This is a genomic window from Acinetobacter genomosp. 15BJ (assembly GCF_000400715.1).
GTDB lineage: Bacteria > Pseudomonadota > Gammaproteobacteria > Pseudomonadales > Moraxellaceae > Acinetobacter.
In genome coordinates, this window is the sequence record NZ_KE007347.1 from 1,735,592 (window position 1) to 1,754,519 (window position 18,928).

The following is an 18,928-nucleotide window of genomic DNA, read 5'->3' on the forward strand; positions in this document are numbered from 1 at the left end:
TCTGTCTATTGTTCTCAATCTACTGTCAGAGACTTTAGCCTACTGAACAAAGCACTATGAATAAAATGATTTATTTAAATATTTAACTATGAATCCTATTCATTCATTAGCAAAAATAATAAATGCATTATCAATACTTTAATTTTTATAAATCCTGTCATTATTGTAAATGATTCCTATTTAACTATACTTAAGCCCCTTATTGCATGCTAAACCTCCCTTTCAGCCCAATACGTTGATTACGCTCCTGCATCAACCCGATTTTCTGTATCGCTCAGGTATCTCTATGTCTGCTTTTTCGCCACGCAAAAACCTCATTACTGTTGAAATTTTAAAACAGAGCAGCCCATTCCTTTTATCTTTAATACCGGTGCTGTCGTGGGCAGAAACGACCGCGATACAACCCACGCAACTCGCAACCATTAATGTTCAAGCTGAACAGTCCTCAAATTACATCGCCACACAAACAGCATCAACATTACGCGGCAATCAAAATAATCTAGAAAGCCCACAAACCGTAAATGTGGTGTCTAAACAATATATGAAAGATTATTTGCCAGCAAACTTGGATAATGCACTGACCCAAGTCAGTGGTATTACGCAGGGCAACACGTTGGGAGGTACTCAAGATACCGTCATGAAACGGGGCTTTGGTGATAATCGTGATGGCTCGATTACCGTGAATGGCATGCCAATTGTGCAAGGTCGCACCATGAATGCTGCGGTTGAGCAGGTTGAAGTTTTAAAAGGGCCTGCGTCTTTACTCTACGGTATTATGGACCCCGGTGGTGTGGTCAATGTCATTACCAAAAAACCTGAAACGACACAAAAAACTGAATTTTCAGTTTATGGTTCAAGCTTCGCCGCAGGTAAAAATGGTTTAGGTGCAAGTCTGGATACCACGGGTGCAATCAATGACAGTAACTTTGCCTATCGTTTTATTGCCGATCATTCCGATGCAGACTACTGGCGTAATTTCGGTAATCTCAAACAGACTTTAATTGCACCGTCATTGGGTTGGGATAATGGTCAAACCAAAGTCAATTTAAGTTATCAATATCGTGACTTTGATGTGCCTTTTGATCGCTCCACTATTTTTGATCCTAAAACTAAAAAAGCCTTACCGATCTCGAAATATCAACGCCTAGATGAAGCATTTAACCAAATGAAAGGTGAAGCTCATTTGGCACAATTATTGGTTGATCACCAGATTAATGATACTTGGTCAGCACACTTCGGCTATAGCTATAACTATGAAACTTATGATGCCAATCAACTCCGAGTGACCAAGCTAAATACAGCCAACCATACGGTGACACGCCGTACCGATGCCACCTTAAATGCAGAAAGTGTAGACAGTAATGCCCAAGCCTATCTCAATGGTTCGGTCAATTTACTAGGTTTAAAACATGATCTTCAAATTGGTTCAGACATCGAGTACCGTAAGTATTTCCGTCCAGATATGGTCCGTGGTGATACTTCAACTTTAGATTACTTAAATCCAAAGTTCGGAACAGTTGAAGCCTCTCGGAATATCGTTGCATCCGATAGCGACCAAACCGATAAATTGCATACCTATGGTTTTTATGTGCAAGATGCAATTCATTTAAATGAAAAATGGATTGCGGTACTCGGTGGCCGTTATCTGAACTATCAACAGACTGCTGGACGTGGCAGACCGTTTAAGGAAAACACCAATAGCAACGATGATGCGTGGCTTCCGCATGCTGGCTTAGTCTACCAATGGAATGACCAACTTTCACTTTATGGCAGCTATACTGAATCACTTAAGCCATCTTCCTCAATCGCACCTTTAGGTGGCAATGCAGTCATTGATGCGGACGTCAAACCTGAGCAAGCAAAATCTTATGAAGTCGGTGCCAAATACGAATTCAATGAGCGTATCAGAGCCAATTTTGCGATATATGATATTAAAAAACGTAATGTTTTAGCCAAAGTGACCAACCCATCGAGCAATGAAATCGAACTGCATACCACAGGCGCAGTCCGTTCCAAAGGTGCTGAACTCGACCTCACTGGACGACTAACAGATCAGCTTGATGCAACCCTGACTTATGCCTATACCGATGCCAAAGTCACTGAAGATGAGCTTGGTCTACAAGGCAATCGCTTGAATAATGTGGCACGAGATACAGCTTCTCTGGCCTTGGCCTATAATTATGGGGAACTTTACAATGGCAAATTACGTTTGGGCTTGAGTGGCAATTATGTGGGTAAACGTGCAGGCGATTCAGAAAATAGCTTTGAGCTACCTGAGTATACACTTGCCAATGCCTTTGTCAGTTATGACACCACAATTGCCAAGCAAGCAGTGAACTTCCAATTTAATTTAAATAATATTTTTGACAAGACCTATTACACAGCGAGCGTCAATAATCTGGCCGTGTCTCAAGGGGATTCTCGTCAAGCGGTATTACGTGCCACTTTTAAATTCTAAAATATCAGATCAGCGCAGTAAGTTCATTGCTGCGCTTTTGAGATCAATATGAAAAAATTTCTTTCTCTCATGGTGATGATCCTTGCCTTTAGTACATGGACATCCTCTGCGTATGCCCAAACCCGTATTGCACTGATTTCACAGCTCAATAGCACATCTTCTTCTGTCGATGTAACCATCCAAAAATACTTGCAACGCAAGGGCTATCAGGTTGAGCTACTCGATCAATCTGTTTCCCCCAACAGTTTAAAAAACACGGATCTAGTGATCATCTCTTCAACGGTGGCTTCCAAAAATCTGCAATCAGGTTGGCGACAACTCCCGATTCCGCTGATGACATGGGAAAATGATTATCTGGATGATCTGGCGATGACAGGTAAACGGATTGATACTGATTTTGGTGAAGTGGAGAAAGAGCGTTATCTATGGTTAGTCAATGCACCACATCCTTTATCCGCTCAATTAGCGGCGGGAACTCATAATGTCTATCAAGCGCAAGCGCCAATGAGTTGGGGCAAACCAGGACTCGGTGCAACCATCATTGCAACCATTTATGGGCAACCTGAAAAAGTCGCGATCTGGGGTTATGAAAAAGGTGCAACCATGGATTATGAGTCACTAGCACCAGCGAAACGACTGATGTTTTTTCTCAATAATGAGACCTTTACGAATCTATCTGAGGACGGATTGAAACTGTTTAATGCCGCGATTCAATGGTCATTGAACAAATAAAATCCAAGCTTAGATTTCAATGAGCTGATGCATTTTATGATGCGTCAGTTTAAATTCTCACAAAAGCCTTTGCTTGAATGCTCTAAAATATTGACTGACTCATCGTTGCCCTAAAGTTTTTAGGTGCACAACCAAAACGCTGTGCAAAAGCACGACTAAAGGCGGCTTGAGAGGAATAGCCGACGCATTCAGCAACTTGTGCAATATTTTTATCTGTTTCTTTGAGCAATTGACTGGCTAACTTCATCCGCCAGTTTTTTAAATACAGCATCGGTGATACGCCAACCAATTCAACAAATTTTTTGGAAAAACTGGATCTAGACTGTTTAGTCAGTTGGGCAAGCGAATTCACATCCCATTCATACGCTGGTTGTGCATGCATCAAAGACAGCGCCTTACTCACCATTGGATCACCTAATGCAGAAATCCAGCCTTTATGCTCAATCTGGTCTTTAGCCAACCAAAAGCGTATCGACCAAACCAGCAGTAAATCAATAATTCGGGACAACATGACTCGACTGCCCAATGTTGGATGCTCAAGTTCGAGCTGAATCGCTGCCACGGTCATGGGCACCCATTCAGCGACTTTTTCAGCATCATGATGTGAGGGTACATGAATGTAACTCGGCAATCCTTCTGCAATCGCCTCGCCATAAATACCGTTCAATTGAAAAGTGCAGCTCGTCACAGCAGCAACGGAATCCTGCCCCTTACCTGCTTCGATCGAATGTTCCAACTTGGTAGGCAACACAACAATATCGCCTTGCTGCAAATTCAAATCGACTTGCATCCGTTTGATTCTCAATCGACAGCTCGCCTGCTGAATAATATGGATATAGGCATATCGGGCAGGAAAGCACAGTTTGTTACGTGCTAAGAGATGTTCCACGCCATAGATTTCACCCGAGATATCGGCGAAGCGATAAATATCAAAGAAGATATCAGTGAACACCTGCTGATCCTGTTCATCACTCATTTTGTGCTTTTGTCCTTAAAAGTGTTTCTGCAAAAACATTGGCGTTTCAGTTATTGTGAAAGCATAACAAAACACCAATAATCTTTTGAGAAGATTTCGTTAGTATAAAAAACACCCACCACTTCATATCTCTTTATACCGTAAAGCTTCCACTATTAAACACTGAAAATTCAATATAATAGCATTTATCTAGGAGATAAATATGAGTACTCAGCCGACCATTATTCTCGTACACGGTTTTTGGGGCGGTGCCGCCCATTGGACGAAAGTGATTACTGAATTGTCCCATCAAGGTCATAAGGCCTTACGTGCCGTGGAACTTCCATTAACCTCTCTCTCAGATGACGTTGAACGAACTCAAAAAATGATTGCCCAAGTGGATGGTGATGTGCTTTTGGTGGGTCATTCTTACGGCGGAGCAGTGATTACCGAAGCAGGTAATCATCCGAATGTCGTAGGTTTGGTTTATATTGCCGCCTTTGCACCAGATAGCAATGAAAGCCCAGGGGCAATTACCCAACAACATTTACCTGTTGCAGCGCCGAATCTAGAACCAGATAGTGATGGTTATCTTTGGTTAAAAGTAGATAAATTTCACGAAAGTTTCTGTCAGGATCTCACCCAAGATGAAGGCTTTGCCATGGGTGTTACTCAAAAAGCACCTTTAGCCAGTACCTTTGGCGATAACATTAGCAACCCTGCTTGGAAAACCAAACCCTCTTGGTATCAAATCTCAACACAAGACCGCATGATCAGCCCAGAAAACCAAGCCGTCATGTCTGAACGTTTAAATGCCAAAAAAGTGATTTCTTTAAACGCAAGCCATGCTTCATTGGCTTCACAGCCGAAAGAAGTGACTGCCTTAATTACTGAAGCTGCTACATTTTTGGCAAAATAAATAAGACTCTCCACCAAATAGGGAATAGTATTATTCCCTATTTGTCTGTGTTAACCCTGCTTCAACAAGACACAGAAATTGCTGCTTATAAAACATATTCCCAGATAATGTAGCCTAGACCGAATCCGAGGAATGCATACACGGTAATGATGAAGAATACAAAACTGGCATTATTCTTTTTTTTCAAAAAACTCATATCGGCACCTTTGGCTTTGCTCAACTCATGTTGTTATAGTGCAATAAGATACAGACAAAAAAAAGACACAGAATTTTCTAAAAAAAATATAACAGATAAGGATAGAAAAATTGGAACTGTTATGAAAACAGTCCCAAATATTATTAAAACATGGACAATACCATCATCAATATATTCAGGACTGTTTTATCTTAATTTCAAGATACTAAAAACGATCAAGTTTTAAGATGCGGATTATCCAGTGGCAGTTCCTCGTCCAAATGTGCATCAAAAATATCCGTCAACATACTGTCATAACGTTTGGCGTTGTATTGTAAAAGGGACTCGGCTTCTGCTGTAGTAATAAATCCAATTTCAATCGCATTGGCAATATGCTCTTCAAAAGTGAGACCACTAAACTGATCTTTCGATTCTGCCTTTTTAAACTTATTCCACAACGGTTGGAGTGGCAATAATGCCTGAAAAGTAGATTCCATACGTCCCATCACATCGTTAGCATCGGTGTTGTAATAGACGTGCTGTTTTAACTGATCTCGGAACGCATGTTCTTGCATGATTAACTGAGCCACCTCTTGTTTCAACTGATCCGATGGCGCTGCAATTGGACGGCCAAATGGGAAACACAGCAATTTCACCATCGTTGCCGCAAGTTTCATTGGGAAATTGTCATAGAAGCCAAAGAACGCTTCTTGCACTTGATATAAAGCTTTATTTAAGGCTAATTCTGCATGTTTCTGTTCAGCCTCAGTTCTTTGACCATGCTCATAGTATTTTAAAATTGCTGTAGCAATAAATAAGTTGGAATGGATATCAGCCAACCGACCAGACAGCATTTCTTTACGTTTTAAATCACCTGCCAAAATTCCAAGTGCCATATCTGCAGTCAATGCAAAATCAGCACTGAAACGATTGATCTTGCTGTAATACGCTTTAGAAAAATCATCAGCTTGTTGAGAGCCTTTATCTGAACCACCAGTAAGAGAATATGCTGCTGCTCTCGCCGCCCGATTAAAGGTATAGGCCAAATGTTTAAATAGTAAAGGAGAAAAAGCTTTGAAAGCAGATGCCTTATCCTCCGATTGCAATAACTGCAACTCTTCGAATAAATAAGGGTGACAACGCATTGAACCTTGACCAAAAATCATCAATGAACGAGTCAGAATATTGGCGCCTTCTACAGTAATTGCCACAGGAATGGATTGATAAGTCAATGCAAGGAAGTTACGTGGCCCTAATTGAATCGCCCGACCACCAACCACGTCCATCCCATGATTCACCACTTTGCGCATGGTTTCAGTAGCATAGTATTTGGCCATTGCGGTCATCACCGCAGGCGTTCCACCTTGGTTTAAACCACAGGTCACCAAATAACGGAATGATTCCAACATATAGGCATCACTGGCAATATCACTGGTCGCCTCTTGTACCCCTTCAAAATGCCCAACCGAGATTTTGAATTGTTGACGAACACTGGCAAATGCACCGACCAACAGGTAGCTCATTTCTCCTCCAGCCGTTGCCAAAGCAGGCAGTGAAATACCTCGACCCACGCCTAGGCACTCCATCAACATACGCCAACCTTTACCTGCATTTTGCTGCCCACCAATAATCCAGTCCAATGGAATAAAGACATCGCTGCCCTCAACCGTACCATTCATAAACGGCGCACCTGGATTATGTCGAGGGCCAATATGGATTCCCTCATGATCAGCTGGAATCAAGGCACAAGTAATGCCATATTCCACTTTGTTTTTATCTCCCAATAAGCCCTCTGGATCATAGAGCTTAAACGCCAAACCAATCACAGTGGCGATCGGTGCAAGGGTAATCCAGCGCTTGGAGAAGTTCATTTTTAAACCCAGCACCTCTTGCCCTTGGTACTGTCCATAACAGACCACACCCGTGTCAGGAATCGCACCTGCATCTGAACCAGCTTCAGGGCTGGTCAAACCAAAACAAGGCACTTCTGTCCCTTTTGCCAATCCGGGTAAATAGCGTTGTTTTTGCTCTTCTGTACCATAGTGCAGCAGTAACTCACCTGGCCCAAGCGAGTTCGGCACCATACAGCTGACTGCAGCAGTCAGTGAACGAGAAGCAATCTTGCTCATAATCCGACTTTGCGCAAACGGCGTAAATTGCTTACCGCCAAATGATTTTGGAATAATCAGACCTAAAAAGCCGTTGTCTTTGATAAATTGCCAGACCTCTGGCGGCAGGTCTTTTTCTTGATGATGAATCTGCCATTCATCTAACATTGAACAGAGCTGTTGTACTTCATTATCTAAAAATGCCTGTTCTTCTGTTGATAAGGTTGGATAAGGATATTGATCAAACTTTTGCCAATCCGGCGCGCCCATAAACAGTTCTTTTTCCCACCAACTGGTCCCCGCTTCTAAAGCTTCTCTTTCCGTGATACTCATGCTTGGCATGGCATTGGAAAGCAACTTAAATGCAGGTCGGCTAATCAATGCATCACGTAAAGGTGTGATCAAAACAACAATACTGGCAAGGATGATCGGTACGCCCAGTAACAGACTCCATGGTGTGATCAACACACTACAGAGAATCGCGGTGACAATGGAAACAACACAGCCAACAGCTCGACTGGCTTCAAAATAAAAAACAGCCCATACCACAACTAACTGAATCAATAGGCCAAGCAATATCAATAATACAATCATATTTGCTCCGTTATCTCAGATTGGGATGAAGATGAAATAAGAAAGATCTAAATTAATTTTTGATTTAAAGTCATTCTTTAATAAACAAAACGGCTATTTTTCATTCTACAGATCGATGATCTATTTGCTTGATTAACTACCAAAATTTACACAAAGTCATTCAGATGACACTGAAAATTATAATCACAGACTTACCTGAATATATTGCAAAAAAATCGTCATCATTTACTGCATAAAGGCAAAAATTAAATAATCAATCCCTGTTCTTTTAAAGACACGCGGCAAAAAAATAACTGAGCAAGCTGCGTATACGGCGGTGATCTGGTATGTATAAATATCTAAACTGGATCACCGCAACTGTTACTCAACCGACTCAATTCAAGATGAAGAGTTCATCCCACCACCCAATGCAGCCACCAACTGTGCTGAATTTTTCAAATGCAATTGCTGTAATTCCAATAAGCGTTCCTCTGCACTCAAACGTAGATTCTGTGCTGTCGCAACTTCCAGATAACTGACCAGTCCAGCTTGATAACGCTGCGTAGCAACCCGTTCATTTTCAATTGACAGCTTAAGCAGTTGCTGTTGCGCTACAATCTGCTGCTGGAAGTGAGTCGCTTGCGCCAAGCCATCTTCCACCTCTTTCCAACCGGTTAATACTGACTGCTTATAGGCTGCAAGTTTTTCATCATAATTGGCCTGCGCCAGTTGGATATCAGCCTGTCGTTTACCTCCGTCAAACAATGTGCCTAAGGCTTTTACCCCCATCGACCATGCAGTATTGGGTGACTGCAATAAGGTATGAAAGACCTGACTATTGGCACTGCTATCCAAGCTGATGGTCAAATCAGGTAACCAAGCAGTTTGTGCTAAGCCTAATTGCGCATGTGTCATTGCCAATTCCCGTTCGCTACGAATCACATCGGGACGTTGTGCCAACAGCCGACTTGGAATTTGAGTCGGGATTTGAGGAGTGCTAAATTGATAGCGATTTTTATTTAAATTAAAGTCCGTCACATTGCGTCCAACTAAGACCGCCAATACATTTTCTTGCAAATCACGACTACGTTGTAGCTCTAACAATTGCAGCCCGACCTGTTTAAGTTGGGTCTCAGCCTGAATCACATCGGCCCGTGCAATCATGCCTGCTTGGTATTGCTGCTGTAAAATACGCACAGAACGTTGATAACTTTGCTGGGTCTGATTTAACACATCCAGTTTGGCATCGAACAAGCGAATACTCCAATAGGCCTCTGCTGCGAGCAGTTGCTGACTTAGCTGAATAGCAGCCAAATCTGCAGCAGATGCTTGCAGGTTAGCCTGTTGACCCTCGACCGCTTTTGCAACTCTCCCCCAAAGATCAGGAATCCAGCTCACTGCGACATTGGCACCGAACTGACGATTCTTGCCGGAATTTTTGGTTTCAGTCTGATCGGCATTGCCACCCATGCTGATACTAGGAAGTGCATTGGCACGTTGTCCATCCAACAGTGCCGTGGCATGGCGATATTTGGCTTGTGCCTGTTGGATGCTCAGGTTGTCCTGATCCAATTGTTGTAACAGTTTGGATAAAATCGGATCTTGATACATCTCCCACCATTGCTGTGGTGTCACTGCTATCTTAGAAGCTTCAATCCACTGCAAATCTGCATATTTATACTGCGCTGTACTCGGAATCACGGGCTGCTGATAGGCTGCGGGCTTAAATGTGCTGGACTGACATGCCGTGAGCAGCAGCATCGCTGTGATACCCATAGAAAGTGTAAAAACTGTTTTTTTCATAGCGACTTCCTATTTACTCCAACGCAAGATATTCAATCGCAGCCTGAAGCGATTCAGGAATTGAGCGAATTTTTCAAATATGAAATACATCACTGGGGTGGTATATAGGGTTAATAATTGACCCAGTGCCAATCCGCCAACAATGGCAACCCCTAGTGGTTGCCGCATTTCCGAGCCTTCTCCCCAACCAAGTGCTAAAGGAATGGCACCCAATAAAGCAGCAGTATTGGTCATTAAAATCGGTCTGAAACGCAATGTTGCCGCAGCGATAATGCTGTCTAAATCGGTGTGACCTTGACGCCGTTGCTGCAAAGTAAAATCAATCAGCAAGATCGCATTTTTCACCACAATTCCGATCAGTAAAAAGATGCCTAACAAGGCAATCAGGCTAAATGGAATCTGAAACAGCCATAAGCTGAGTAAAGCACCCAAAGCCGCCGTCGGAATGGTGGATAAAATAGTAAAAGGATGCACAATACTTTCATAAGTGATTCCCAAGACAATAAAAATCAGCACAATCACAGCGGTGATCAAAGCGGGCGTGCTGATTCCGGCCTGTAGACTTTCAGTTTCGACATCGCGATCGGTCATCACAAAGATTTCTTTTGGCAGCATGATCTCGGGCAAGACCTGACGAATCGCAGCATCCGCCTGTTCATAGCTATAGCCTTTCTTCACCACATAGCCAACACCCATAGCAGCAAATTGATTACGGCGATAAACCCGATCATTGCTAATGCCATAACGCCACGTGGCAAAATTACTTAAGGGTACATAGGTCCCTTGTTGATTCGGTACTTTGACATCCGCCAAAGCTTCAGGATGTTCGGTAAAACGTTGGTCAACTTCCATCACCACATAGAACTGGTCATTGCGATCATAAATTGTAGAAATCTGCCGTTGGGAGAAGGAGTTATTGAGAACACTGGAAATATTTTCAATATCAATACCCAGTCGTTTTGCGGCTTCACGGTCGATATCCAAAGTAACATGCTGCGCCCCTTCATCGCCCTGTGTTTCCACTTCTTCAAACTCAGGCAGTTTACGCATGGCCTCGGCCACTTTGGGCGCCCATTCACGCAGTAAGCTTACATTGTCAGATTGCAGCAGCAATAAATATTCCTGTGCATTGCCACTGGAAAAAGGATCATCCAATTCCAAATCCTGTTCAACATCCGCAGAGAACACAGCCCCTGCCTGCCAAGGTGCATTTTTCTTTAAACGCTCAACCACTTGCTTGGACGTTAAACCGTCGCGTTCAGCTTTTGGCTTGAGACTGACCATTAAAAATGAGTTGGTCATGCCACCACCGCCACCTGAAGTACCGACCACATCCTTTACCGCAGGATCTTTGAGTAAGGCTTGGTTAAATGCGGCGATCTTCGGCTGCATAATCTGAAAAGAGAAACCATCATCGCCACGAATAAAAGCACCAACTCGCCCTGTGTCCTGTTCAGGCAATACCCGTTTTGGCAATAAATTATAAAGATAAACCGAAGCCACGATTGCAGCCAACCACAGCACTACAATCAGATAAGCATGTTTGAGTACCCAATGAAGAGAGCGAATATAAGATTGGGTCAAGCCCTGAATCAGATCATGACTATAACGATACAGTCGTGAGGGTTGATGCAAAGATAACGGTTTTAAACAACGCGCCGACAAACTAGGAGTTAAAATTAAGGACACAAAGACCGATAACACCACCACAAACACCAGTGTGAGCGAAAATTCCCTGGATAAGCGTTCAATCACACCGCCCATAAACAAGACTGAGAGGAAAATCACCATCAATGCCAGATTCATGGCAATCAAGGTAAAGCCAACTTCTTGAATGCCTTTTACCGCTGCTTGTGCAGGCGAATCGCCTTGTTCGATATAGCGTTCAATATTTTCGAGTACCACAATGGCATCATCCACCACCAAACCAATCGCCACGATGATCGCCATAATTGACAGGTTATTCAGTGAAAATCCAGCCAAATAAATCAGACTGCATACGCCAATTAAAGTGACCAACAGTGCCATTGCGGGAATCACCGCACTTTGCAGTCGCCCCAACATCAGCACCACAACGATGACCACCAACAACATGGATAAAAGCAAGGTATCCCTTGCTTCCTCCAAGCTGTTACGGACAATAGTTGAGCCATCCATCACCACAGTCAATTGCGCATCACTCGGCATCAGTTCTCTTAGAACGGGCAATTTGGCTTTAATCAGGTCAATAGTCGCCACGGTATTGGCATTGGGCTGTCGGCTAATCTTTAAAATCACAGCAGGCTGTCCATTGTGAAAACCACTGACATAGCGGTTTTCAACCGAATCACGCACTTCTGCAACATCTTTTAAGCGAACAACCCCTTGATCGGTGTGTCGGATGATCAGATCGGCAAAATCTTGGGCGCTCTTTAATTCTGTAGAAAGTGCCACTTGCCAACGTAATTGCTGTTGCTCCACCACGCCCAATGCCTGCACCACATTACTTTTCGCAACAGCCTGTCGTACTTGCTCGAGAGAAATGCCAGTTGAAACTAAAGCAGTTGGATTGATGGTGATACGCACGGCAGGCATAGAAGCCCCGTCAATCGACACTTCACCGACTCCACTGATCTGTGCCAAATTGGGCTGTAAGTGGTTGGATGCAATTTCATATAGCTTCGCCGCTGAAAGTTGTTTTGAACTCAGAGCCAAATAGAAAATCGGGCTTTGGCTTGGATTGATTTTAAAATACTCAGGCGGATTCGGCATGCCTGCAGGTAACTGCGACATCGCGGCATTGATGGCAGCCTGAACTTCACGAGCAGCTTCGTTAATATCGGTATTTAAATCAAAGTGTAAAACCACCTGTGTCGAACTTTGATTACTGGATGAATTAATCGCCTTAACCCCAGATACCCCCATCATGGCACGCTCTAAGGGTGTGGCAACGGTTGCAGACATGCTTTCTGGGCTGGCACCCGGCAAATTCGCCCTAACCACAATGGTCGGAATATCCGCTTGCGGTAATGCCGCAACAGGCAAACGCAAATAGGCCAATATACCCAGCAGAACGATGGCGATCCCCAACAGTACACTGGCCACTGGACGTTGTACAAACACAGACAGCAACATCATTGCGATGCTCCTGTCTGATTGGAAAGCAGGCTTACATCGGTTTGCTTGGCTTGCAGGCGATCAAAAAACAGATACACCACAGGTGTGGTAAACAAGGTCAGCACCTGACTGACCAATAGGCCCCCCACCATCACCAAACCTAAAGGTTGTCGCAATTCAGCCCCAGACCCCGAAGCCAGCATCAGCGGAATTGCACCCACCACTGCGGCCAATGTGGTCATCAAAATCGGACGGAAACGTAATAAAGCAGCCTGATAAATGGCCTGCTCAGCCGACAAGCCCTGATGACGTTGCGCTGCAAGTGCAAAATCGACCATCATGATGCCGTTTTTCTTGACCAAACCAATCAGTAAAATAATCCCGATCAGTGCAATCATATCCAACGGCTGACCCACCATGAACAAGGCCAGTAAGGCCCCAATCGCGGCAGAAGGTAAGGTTGAAAGAATAGTCACAGGATGAATAAAGCTTTCATACAACATGCCGAGCACAATATACATGGTCACAATCGCAGCAATCACCAACCAAAAGGTATGTTGCTGTGAATTTTCAAAAGCGGCGGCTGCCCCTTGTAGTTGAACCTGTAGCTCTGGCGGTAGCTCAAGGCTTTGCTTCACTTGTTCAATCGCTTCAATCGCCTCGCCTAAAGACACATCCTTGGCTAAATTAAAGGAAATACCAACGGCAGGAAATTGCGACTGCTGCTGTAAAAGAATCGGCGCATGTTTTTCGACAATCGTAGCAACAGAGCTCAATAAAATCGGCTGTCCTTGATTATTATGTATATAGGTTTGGTTTAAGGCCTCAATCCCTTGGGTGAGTTTTGGGTCTAACTCTAAAACAATACGGTATTGATTGGATTGCGTGTATAAAGTTGCGATTTGGCGTTGAGCAAATAGATTTTGCAAAGCCAGACTAATGTCTTCAAGGGTTAATCCCAAACGCGCAGCCGCATCACGATTGACCTCGATATAGGCCTGTAAACCCTGTCCTGCATCCTCACTGGTTACTTCCGCAAAAGCAGCCTGCTGGCGCAATGCCTGAACCAGTTTGGGTGTCCATTCCTCAACCAATTGATTTTTCGGTGCAGTGACACTGAGTTGATATTGGGTGCGGCTAATTTTGTCTTCAATACTCAGTTCTTGTACGGGTTGCATCCAACCTTTAATACCATGTACCTGTGCAAAATTTTCATTCAGTCGTGCCATCACTTCCACAGCAGGTGCACGTTCAGCATGCGCTTTTAAATTCACCAAAATACGCCCATTACTTAACTTCGGATTATTGGCATCCACACCAATAAAGGAAGATAAGCTGGCAACCGCAGGATCTTTTAAAATCACTTCGGCCAAAGCCTGTTGGCGTTCACTCATGGCCTGAAATGAAATCTGGTCAGGCGCTTCCGTCACCACCTGAATCACACCATTGTCCTGTACAGGGAAAAAGCCCTTGGGAATCGACCAATACAACAGTCCTGCCAGTAGCACAGTTGCCAACATCACCATCAAGGTCAGTACTTGGTGGCGAAGTACCCATTGCAACAACTTCGCATAATGCTGAATGACTCGATCCAGACTCCATCGACTCGGCTGCTCTGCATGCTTGGGTGCATCTTTGAGTAAATAGGCACACATCATTGGGGTTAAAGTCAGCGAAACGAGCAATGAAAGTGCAATTGCAGCAGCCAGTGTCACCGCAAACTCATGGAACAAACGCCCAACTACATCACCCATAAAGAGCAAAGGAATCAAAACTGCAATCAAGGAAATCGTCAAAGAAATTAGGGTAAAGCCAATTTCTTTAGAACCTTTCAATGCCGCTTGCAACATGCTTTCACCTGACTCACGGTGTCGCGCAATATTTTCGAGCATGACAATGGCATCGTCCACAACGAAGCCCGTGGCGATGGTTAATGCCATTAAGGTCAGGTTATTGACCGAAAAGCCAAGGAAATACATCAGCACAAATGTACCAATAATCGACAGCGGTACAGCAATACTCGGAATTAGAGTCGCAGCAAAATTACGTAAAAATAAGAAGGTGACCAACACCACCAAACACACGGCGAAGACCAGTTCTTTTTGCACATCTTTAATCGAGCTACGAATACTTTCCGTTCGATCAGTGAGTACGCGGATACGAACATTGTCGGGTAGATTCTGTTGTAATTCTGGTAGTATTTTTTTGATCTGATCGGCCACTTCAATCACATTGGCATTGGGTTGTCGCTGAATATTCACCAAAATAGCAGACTGGCTGTCTGCCCATGCAGCCATATAGCGATCTTCACTACCCTCAAGCACTTGTGCGACGTCTTTTAAGCGAATCGGTGCGCCATTGTTCCAACGTAAAATCAGGTTTTCATAATCGGCAATCGAACGCATCTGATCATTGGCATCCAGCATGGTCGACCGAAAAGGCCCATCAAAACTCCCTTTCGGTTGATTGGCATTGGCGGCAGAAATAGCTGCACGCACATCTTCAGCACTGAGCTTAAACGCTGCCAAAGCAGCTGGATTCATCTGCACCCGAATCGCAGGACGTTGCCCACCAGCAAGACTGACCATCCCCACCCCAGAGAGCTGCGACAGTTTTTGTGCCACTCGCGTATCGACCATGTCATAGACCGTAGTCAGCGGCAAACTATCAGAACTAATTGCCAAGGTAATCACGGGCACATCGGCAGGATTCACTTTGCGATAAATCGGTGGTGTCGGTAAATCATTGGGTAGTTTACTGCTTGCGGTACTTAAGGCCGACTGTACTTCTTGCTCGACAATGCCCAGTTCGGCAGATAACTCAAATTGCAGGGTAATCACCGAAGCACCGACCGAGCTATTTGAAGACATTTGCTTCAAGCCTGCAATCTTGCCCATCTCCCTTTCCAACGGTGAGCTGATGGTTCGCTGTACTGTGTCTGGATTTGCACCCGGCTGAAAGGTGTATATCTGAATAATCGGATAATCGACTTGTGGCAATGCCGATACGGGTAACATGCGCCAAACCAGTAGACCACTGAAAAAAAGTGCCAACATTAATAGAGTGGTTGCAACGGGTCGTAAAATAAAGAATCTGGACATATTCATGCGCTTATCCAGCTACATTTTTTGCTGGTAATGGCTTAGAAACATCATCCTGAACAATTTGTATTTCTTGCCCTTCGGAAAGTCGATCAATGCCCTCTAGCACCACCCGTTCATTGCCCTGTAAACCCTCAATAATCTCGGTCTGTCCTTGTGAAACTGCACCCAGCTTTAACATACGTACTTCGGCTTTATCTTCTTTATTCACAATATAAACATAGGTGCCTTTTGCCCCATGTTGGATGGCATCACTCGGTAAATGCACCGCATTTTGCAAGGTCTTGGCGTCTAAACGAACATTGACAAATTGATTTGGAAATAAAGCATCATCGAGGTTGGCAAACACAGCTTTTACTTTGAGTGTGCCAGTATTCAAATCAATCTGATTATCCAATGCTTGAACTGAACCTTTGGCCAATTGTTTTTGTTCTGTACGATCCCAAGCACTGACTTGAATGCTTTGCTTATTTTTTGTGGCTTGGCGTAGCGTATCTAAATAGTTCTCAGCAACCGCAAACTGAATATACACAGGATGGATTTGGGTAATACTCAACAACCCTGTTGCTTCATTGGCTTGGATTAAATTACCGGCATCTTTTAAGCGAAAGCCAACACGACCCTCAATCGGTGCATATATTTTGGTATAAGACAGTTGTAACTTGGCTGCATCCACCTGTGCTTGGTTGGCTTGCATCTGTCCCTTGAGCTGATTAACCAAGGCTTGTTGTTGATCAACCTGTTGCTTGGCAATCGAGTCTTGCTTATAGAGCAACTGATAACGATTCAATTCCGTTTGTGCATTTTGCAACTGCGCTAAATTTTGCTGTTGTGTCCCTTGTGCCTGTGCCAATCCCACCTGAAATGGTGTCGGGTCAATTTGTGCCAACAACTGCCCTTTTCTGATGTATTGCCCTTCTTGGAAATACAACTTTTGCAGCACCCCTGACACCTGACTCTGCACATTCACGGTATTGGCTGGAACGACTGTACCAATCGCCTTAATTTGTAATTGCAAGTCGCCGCGTTGTACCCCGACCACACGTACAGGTACAGGTTTACTCCATTGGCTAAACGACTCTTGTTTATCAGCTTGGGATTTTTTCCAATAATTCCATCCCCAAACCATAAGCAATAAAAGCACTGCCACGGCAATCAACCATTTAATTTTATTTGATCGAGAAGGCTGTTGTGGTCTTAAATTAATTTGTTGTTCACTCATGACATGCTCTACTTAATCAAACAAAATTCATTAAAAATATGGGAGATGAAGAAAACACAAAATGCTTCCCTACATTGGTTTAGTCGAACGAAAATCAAAATCAGCTCAATTTTTTCTGTAAAAGTCTGTATACAATTTTATTGATATTAATAACAATTATCATTACTATTTGAAAATATTTTTTCATCCTCTTGTGATTGGCTTCTCCCTGCCAATATGTGGACTCCCCGTCATGAACCTAAATGTAGAAAAACAGTTATGGTTTAGCCAAGTTTATCAAGCCCAGCAATGCACGCTGTTGTCATGGTTTAAGCATAAACTGCAACATCATCACCAATCTGAAGATTTGAGTCAGGAGGTGTTCTACCGTGCCTTAAAAAGTGACTATTGCTTTGAAAAGATTAAAGAACCTCAAGCATGGCTGATGGGCATCGCCAAACATGTGATCATCGACCATTGGCGTCGCCAACATATAGAACACCTGTATTTAGATGCGCTTGCACAACTGCCTGAAGAATATTATCCGTCTGCTGAACATGAAGTCTGTATTCGCGAAACGCTTTATCAAGTGCATTTAATGCTGGAAAAACTACCTCAACGTACTGCTCAAGTATTTCTCTTATCACAACTAGACGGGCTGACTTATCGAGCTATTTGTGAAAAGCTGGATATTTCAGAAGCAACGGTTAAAAGAGATATGAAACAGGCTTTCTTGGCCTGCATAAGTCTTTATAATCAGACCGATTAATTGCTGAATTTGCTTTGCTGTTATGTCTCAAGCCCCTAAAATCCCTGATCATGTATTGGACCAAGCCGCAGATTGGCTGGTGCTATTACATTCAGGTGAAATGACTGAGTTAGAGCAGCAACAATTTGAACATTGGCAAGCAGAAAAACAAGAGCATGCCCTAGCCATTCAGCAAATCAATAAATTTACCCATGACTTAACAGGTTTATCCAACCACTTTCCCTCAGATTCTTTAGTCCAGTCCAAGCAAAAATTTAATCTGACTGCAAAACGAAATATGCTGTTCAGCCTGTCAGGATTATTGGTTATCAGCTGCGGAATGTATTTGTTGCCTTGGGCAAAATGGCAATCTGATGATCATACCGAGGTTGGTGAAATTAAAACCATTGCACTGCAAGATGGTTCAACCTTGATCTTGGCCAGTGATAGTTATATCAACGTGAATTTCTCCGAACAGACTCGACAGATTCAACTGATCGAAGGTGAAATTTATATCCAGACCGCCAAAGATCCGCAACACCGTCCATTTATGGTGAAGACCAAAGATGGCGCGATTGAGGCCTTGGGTACTCAGTTTACGGTACGACAAGAGCATCACGACCAAACTCGAGTCAAAGTCTATCAACATGCTGTTGCTTTACAGCCGCAGGATTCTGGGCAACGGCAAATTTTGCAGCAAGGTCAACGTGCATATTTCGACAGTCAACAGGTCTCTAAACCGTTGCCATTGAATAACGAGCAACCCTACTGGACCCAACAATTACTGGTGGTAGAACAATGGCCACTAGAAAAAGTCATTGGTGAACTATATCGTTATCAAAAAGGCACTTATTTTATCGAACCAGCGTTAAAAGACCTTCGCGTTTCAGGCGTGTTTTCATTAAAAAATCCTCAACAAAGCTTAAAAACACTGGCCTATACCCATCAACTTGAGCTGAGCTATTACAGTCCGTATTTATTAAAAATAAAAAAAAGATAAAAAGATGATCCTTTTTTTGATCTTGTTCGACTTATAGAGAAATACACTCCCAATCGAGA

At 43.5% G+C, this 18,928-nt stretch carries 12 protein-coding genes; 5 read left to right on the top strand and 7 right to left on the bottom strand.

Translation table 11 applies throughout. The features are described from left to right. Nucleotides 1-286 precede the first annotated feature (286 nt). Both F896_RS06100 and F896_RS06095 read left to right on the top strand, forming a co-directional pair. Nucleotides 287-2,458 (top strand): TonB-dependent siderophore receptor, encoded by a 2,172-nt coding sequence (locus tag F896_RS06100; RefSeq protein ID WP_016164369.1) that lies wholly within the window; start codon nt 287-289, stop codon nt 2,456-2,458. 48 nt (nt 2,459-2,506) lie between these two features. After that, a complete protein-coding gene (locus F896_RS06095) occupies nt 2,507-3,190 on the top strand; it encodes a hypothetical protein (RefSeq protein ID WP_016164370.1) in 684 nt (227 codons plus the stop codon). A gap of 82 nt (nt 3,191-3,272) precedes the next feature. Here F896_RS06095 and F896_RS06090 read toward each other — a convergent pair whose 3' ends face one another. After that, nucleotides 3,273-4,166, bottom strand: coding sequence for an AraC family transcriptional regulator (locus F896_RS06090; RefSeq protein WP_016164371.1), 894 nt, complete (start codon nt 4,164-4,166; stop codon nt 3,273-3,275). Nucleotides 4,167-4,368: 202 nt separating this feature from the next. On the opposite strand from F896_RS06090, the gene F896_RS06085 reads away from it, so the two are divergent. Then, the gene (locus F896_RS06085; RefSeq protein WP_016164372.1) at nt 4,369-5,064 is read left to right on the top strand and encodes an alpha/beta hydrolase; all 696 of its coding nucleotides are present in this window, start codon (nt 4,369-4,371) and stop codon (nt 5,062-5,064) included. A gap of 85 nt (nt 5,065-5,149) precedes the next feature. Here F896_RS06085 and F896_RS21055 read toward each other — a convergent pair whose 3' ends face one another. From F896_RS21055 to F896_RS06060, 6 genes are all read right to left on the bottom strand, one after another. Further along, complete coding sequence (locus F896_RS21055; protein WP_171069668.1) at nt 5,150-5,260, bottom strand: hypothetical protein; 111 nt, start codon at nt 5,258-5,260, stop codon at nt 5,150-5,152. A 215-nt stretch (nt 5,261-5,475) separates the two neighbouring features. After that, nucleotides 5,476-7,941: an acyl-CoA dehydrogenase gene (locus F896_RS06080; protein WP_016164373.1), complete on the bottom strand. Its 2,466-nt coding sequence runs from the start codon at nt 7,939-7,941 to the stop codon at nt 5,476-5,478. A gap of 378 nt (nt 7,942-8,319) precedes the next feature. After that, nucleotides 8,320-9,723 carry an efflux transporter outer membrane subunit gene (locus F896_RS06075; RefSeq protein WP_016164374.1) on the bottom strand — a complete coding sequence of 468 codons (1,404 nt, stop codon included), beginning with the start codon at nt 9,721-9,723 and terminating at the stop codon, nt 8,320-8,322. Between the two features lie 9 nt (nt 9,724-9,732). After that, nucleotides 9,733-12,840 carry an efflux RND transporter permease subunit gene (locus tag F896_RS06070; RefSeq protein ID WP_016164375.1) on the bottom strand — a complete coding sequence of 1,036 codons (3,108 nt, stop codon included), beginning with the start codon at nt 12,838-12,840 and terminating at the stop codon, nt 9,733-9,735. Next, a complete protein-coding gene (locus tag F896_RS06065) occupies nt 12,837-15,926 on the bottom strand; it encodes a multidrug efflux RND transporter permease subunit (RefSeq protein ID WP_016164376.1) in 3,090 nt (1,029 codons plus the stop codon). The genes F896_RS06070 and F896_RS06065 overlap by 4 nt, the downstream gene beginning before the upstream one ends. 4 nt (nt 15,927-15,930) lie before the next feature. Then, nucleotides 15,931-17,142, bottom strand: coding sequence for an efflux RND transporter periplasmic adaptor subunit (locus tag F896_RS06060; RefSeq protein ID WP_016164377.1), 1,212 nt, complete (start codon nt 17,140-17,142; stop codon nt 15,931-15,933). Between the two features lie 232 nt (nt 17,143-17,374). Here F896_RS06060 and F896_RS06055 point away from each other — a divergent pair, with 232 nt between their 5' ends. Together F896_RS06055 and F896_RS06050 are read left to right on the top strand one after the other, a co-directional pair. Continuing rightward, nucleotides 17,375-17,890 (top strand): sigma-70 family RNA polymerase sigma factor, encoded by a 516-nt coding sequence (locus tag F896_RS06055; protein ID WP_016164378.1) that lies wholly within the window; start codon nt 17,375-17,377, stop codon nt 17,888-17,890. A 22-nt stretch (nt 17,891-17,912) separates the two neighbouring features. Beyond that, on the top strand, nt 17,913-18,869 hold the full coding sequence (locus F896_RS06050) for a FecR family protein (RefSeq protein WP_016164379.1): 957 nt from the start codon (nt 17,913-17,915) through the stop codon (nt 18,867-18,869). The last annotated feature ends 59 nt before the right edge of the window (nt 18,870-18,928 follow it).

Excerpts from the sequence above, each read along its gene's own strand:
- F896_RS06100 (WP_016164369.1), top strand. The coding sequence starts at position 287 with ATGTCTGCTTTTTCGCCACGCAAAAACCTCATTACTGTTGAAATTTTA.
- F896_RS06095 (WP_016164370.1), top strand. The coding sequence starts at position 2,507 with ATGAAAAAATTTCTTTCTCTCATGGTGATGATCCTTGCCTTTAGTACA.
- F896_RS06090 (WP_016164371.1), bottom strand. The coding sequence starts at position 4,166 with ATGAGTGATGAACAGGATCAGCAGGTGTTCACTGATATCTTCTTTGAT.
- F896_RS06085 (WP_016164372.1), top strand. The coding sequence starts at position 4,369 with ATGAGTACTCAGCCGACCATTATTCTCGTACACGGTTTTTGGGGCGGT.
- F896_RS21055 (WP_171069668.1), bottom strand. The coding sequence starts at position 5,260 with ATGAGTTTTTTGAAAAAAAAGAATAATGCCAGTTTTGTATTCTTCATC.
- F896_RS06080 (WP_016164373.1), bottom strand. The coding sequence starts at position 7,941 with ATGATTGTATTATTGATATTGCTTGGCCTATTGATTCAGTTAGTTGTG.
- F896_RS06075 (WP_016164374.1), bottom strand. The coding sequence starts at position 9,723 with ATGAAAAAAACAGTTTTTACACTTTCTATGGGTATCACAGCGATGCTG.
- F896_RS06070 (WP_016164375.1), bottom strand. The coding sequence starts at position 12,840 with ATGATGTTGCTGTCTGTGTTTGTACAACGTCCAGTGGCCAGTGTACTG.
- F896_RS06065 (WP_016164376.1), bottom strand. The coding sequence starts at position 15,926 with ATGAATATGTCCAGATTCTTTATTTTACGACCCGTTGCAACCACTCTA.
- F896_RS06060 (WP_016164377.1), bottom strand. The coding sequence starts at position 17,142 with ATGAGTGAACAACAAATTAATTTAAGACCACAACAGCCTTCTCGATCA.
- F896_RS06055 (WP_016164378.1), top strand. The coding sequence starts at position 17,375 with ATGAACCTAAATGTAGAAAAACAGTTATGGTTTAGCCAAGTTTATCAA.
- F896_RS06050 (WP_016164379.1), top strand. The coding sequence starts at position 17,913 with ATGTCTCAAGCCCCTAAAATCCCTGATCATGTATTGGACCAAGCCGCA.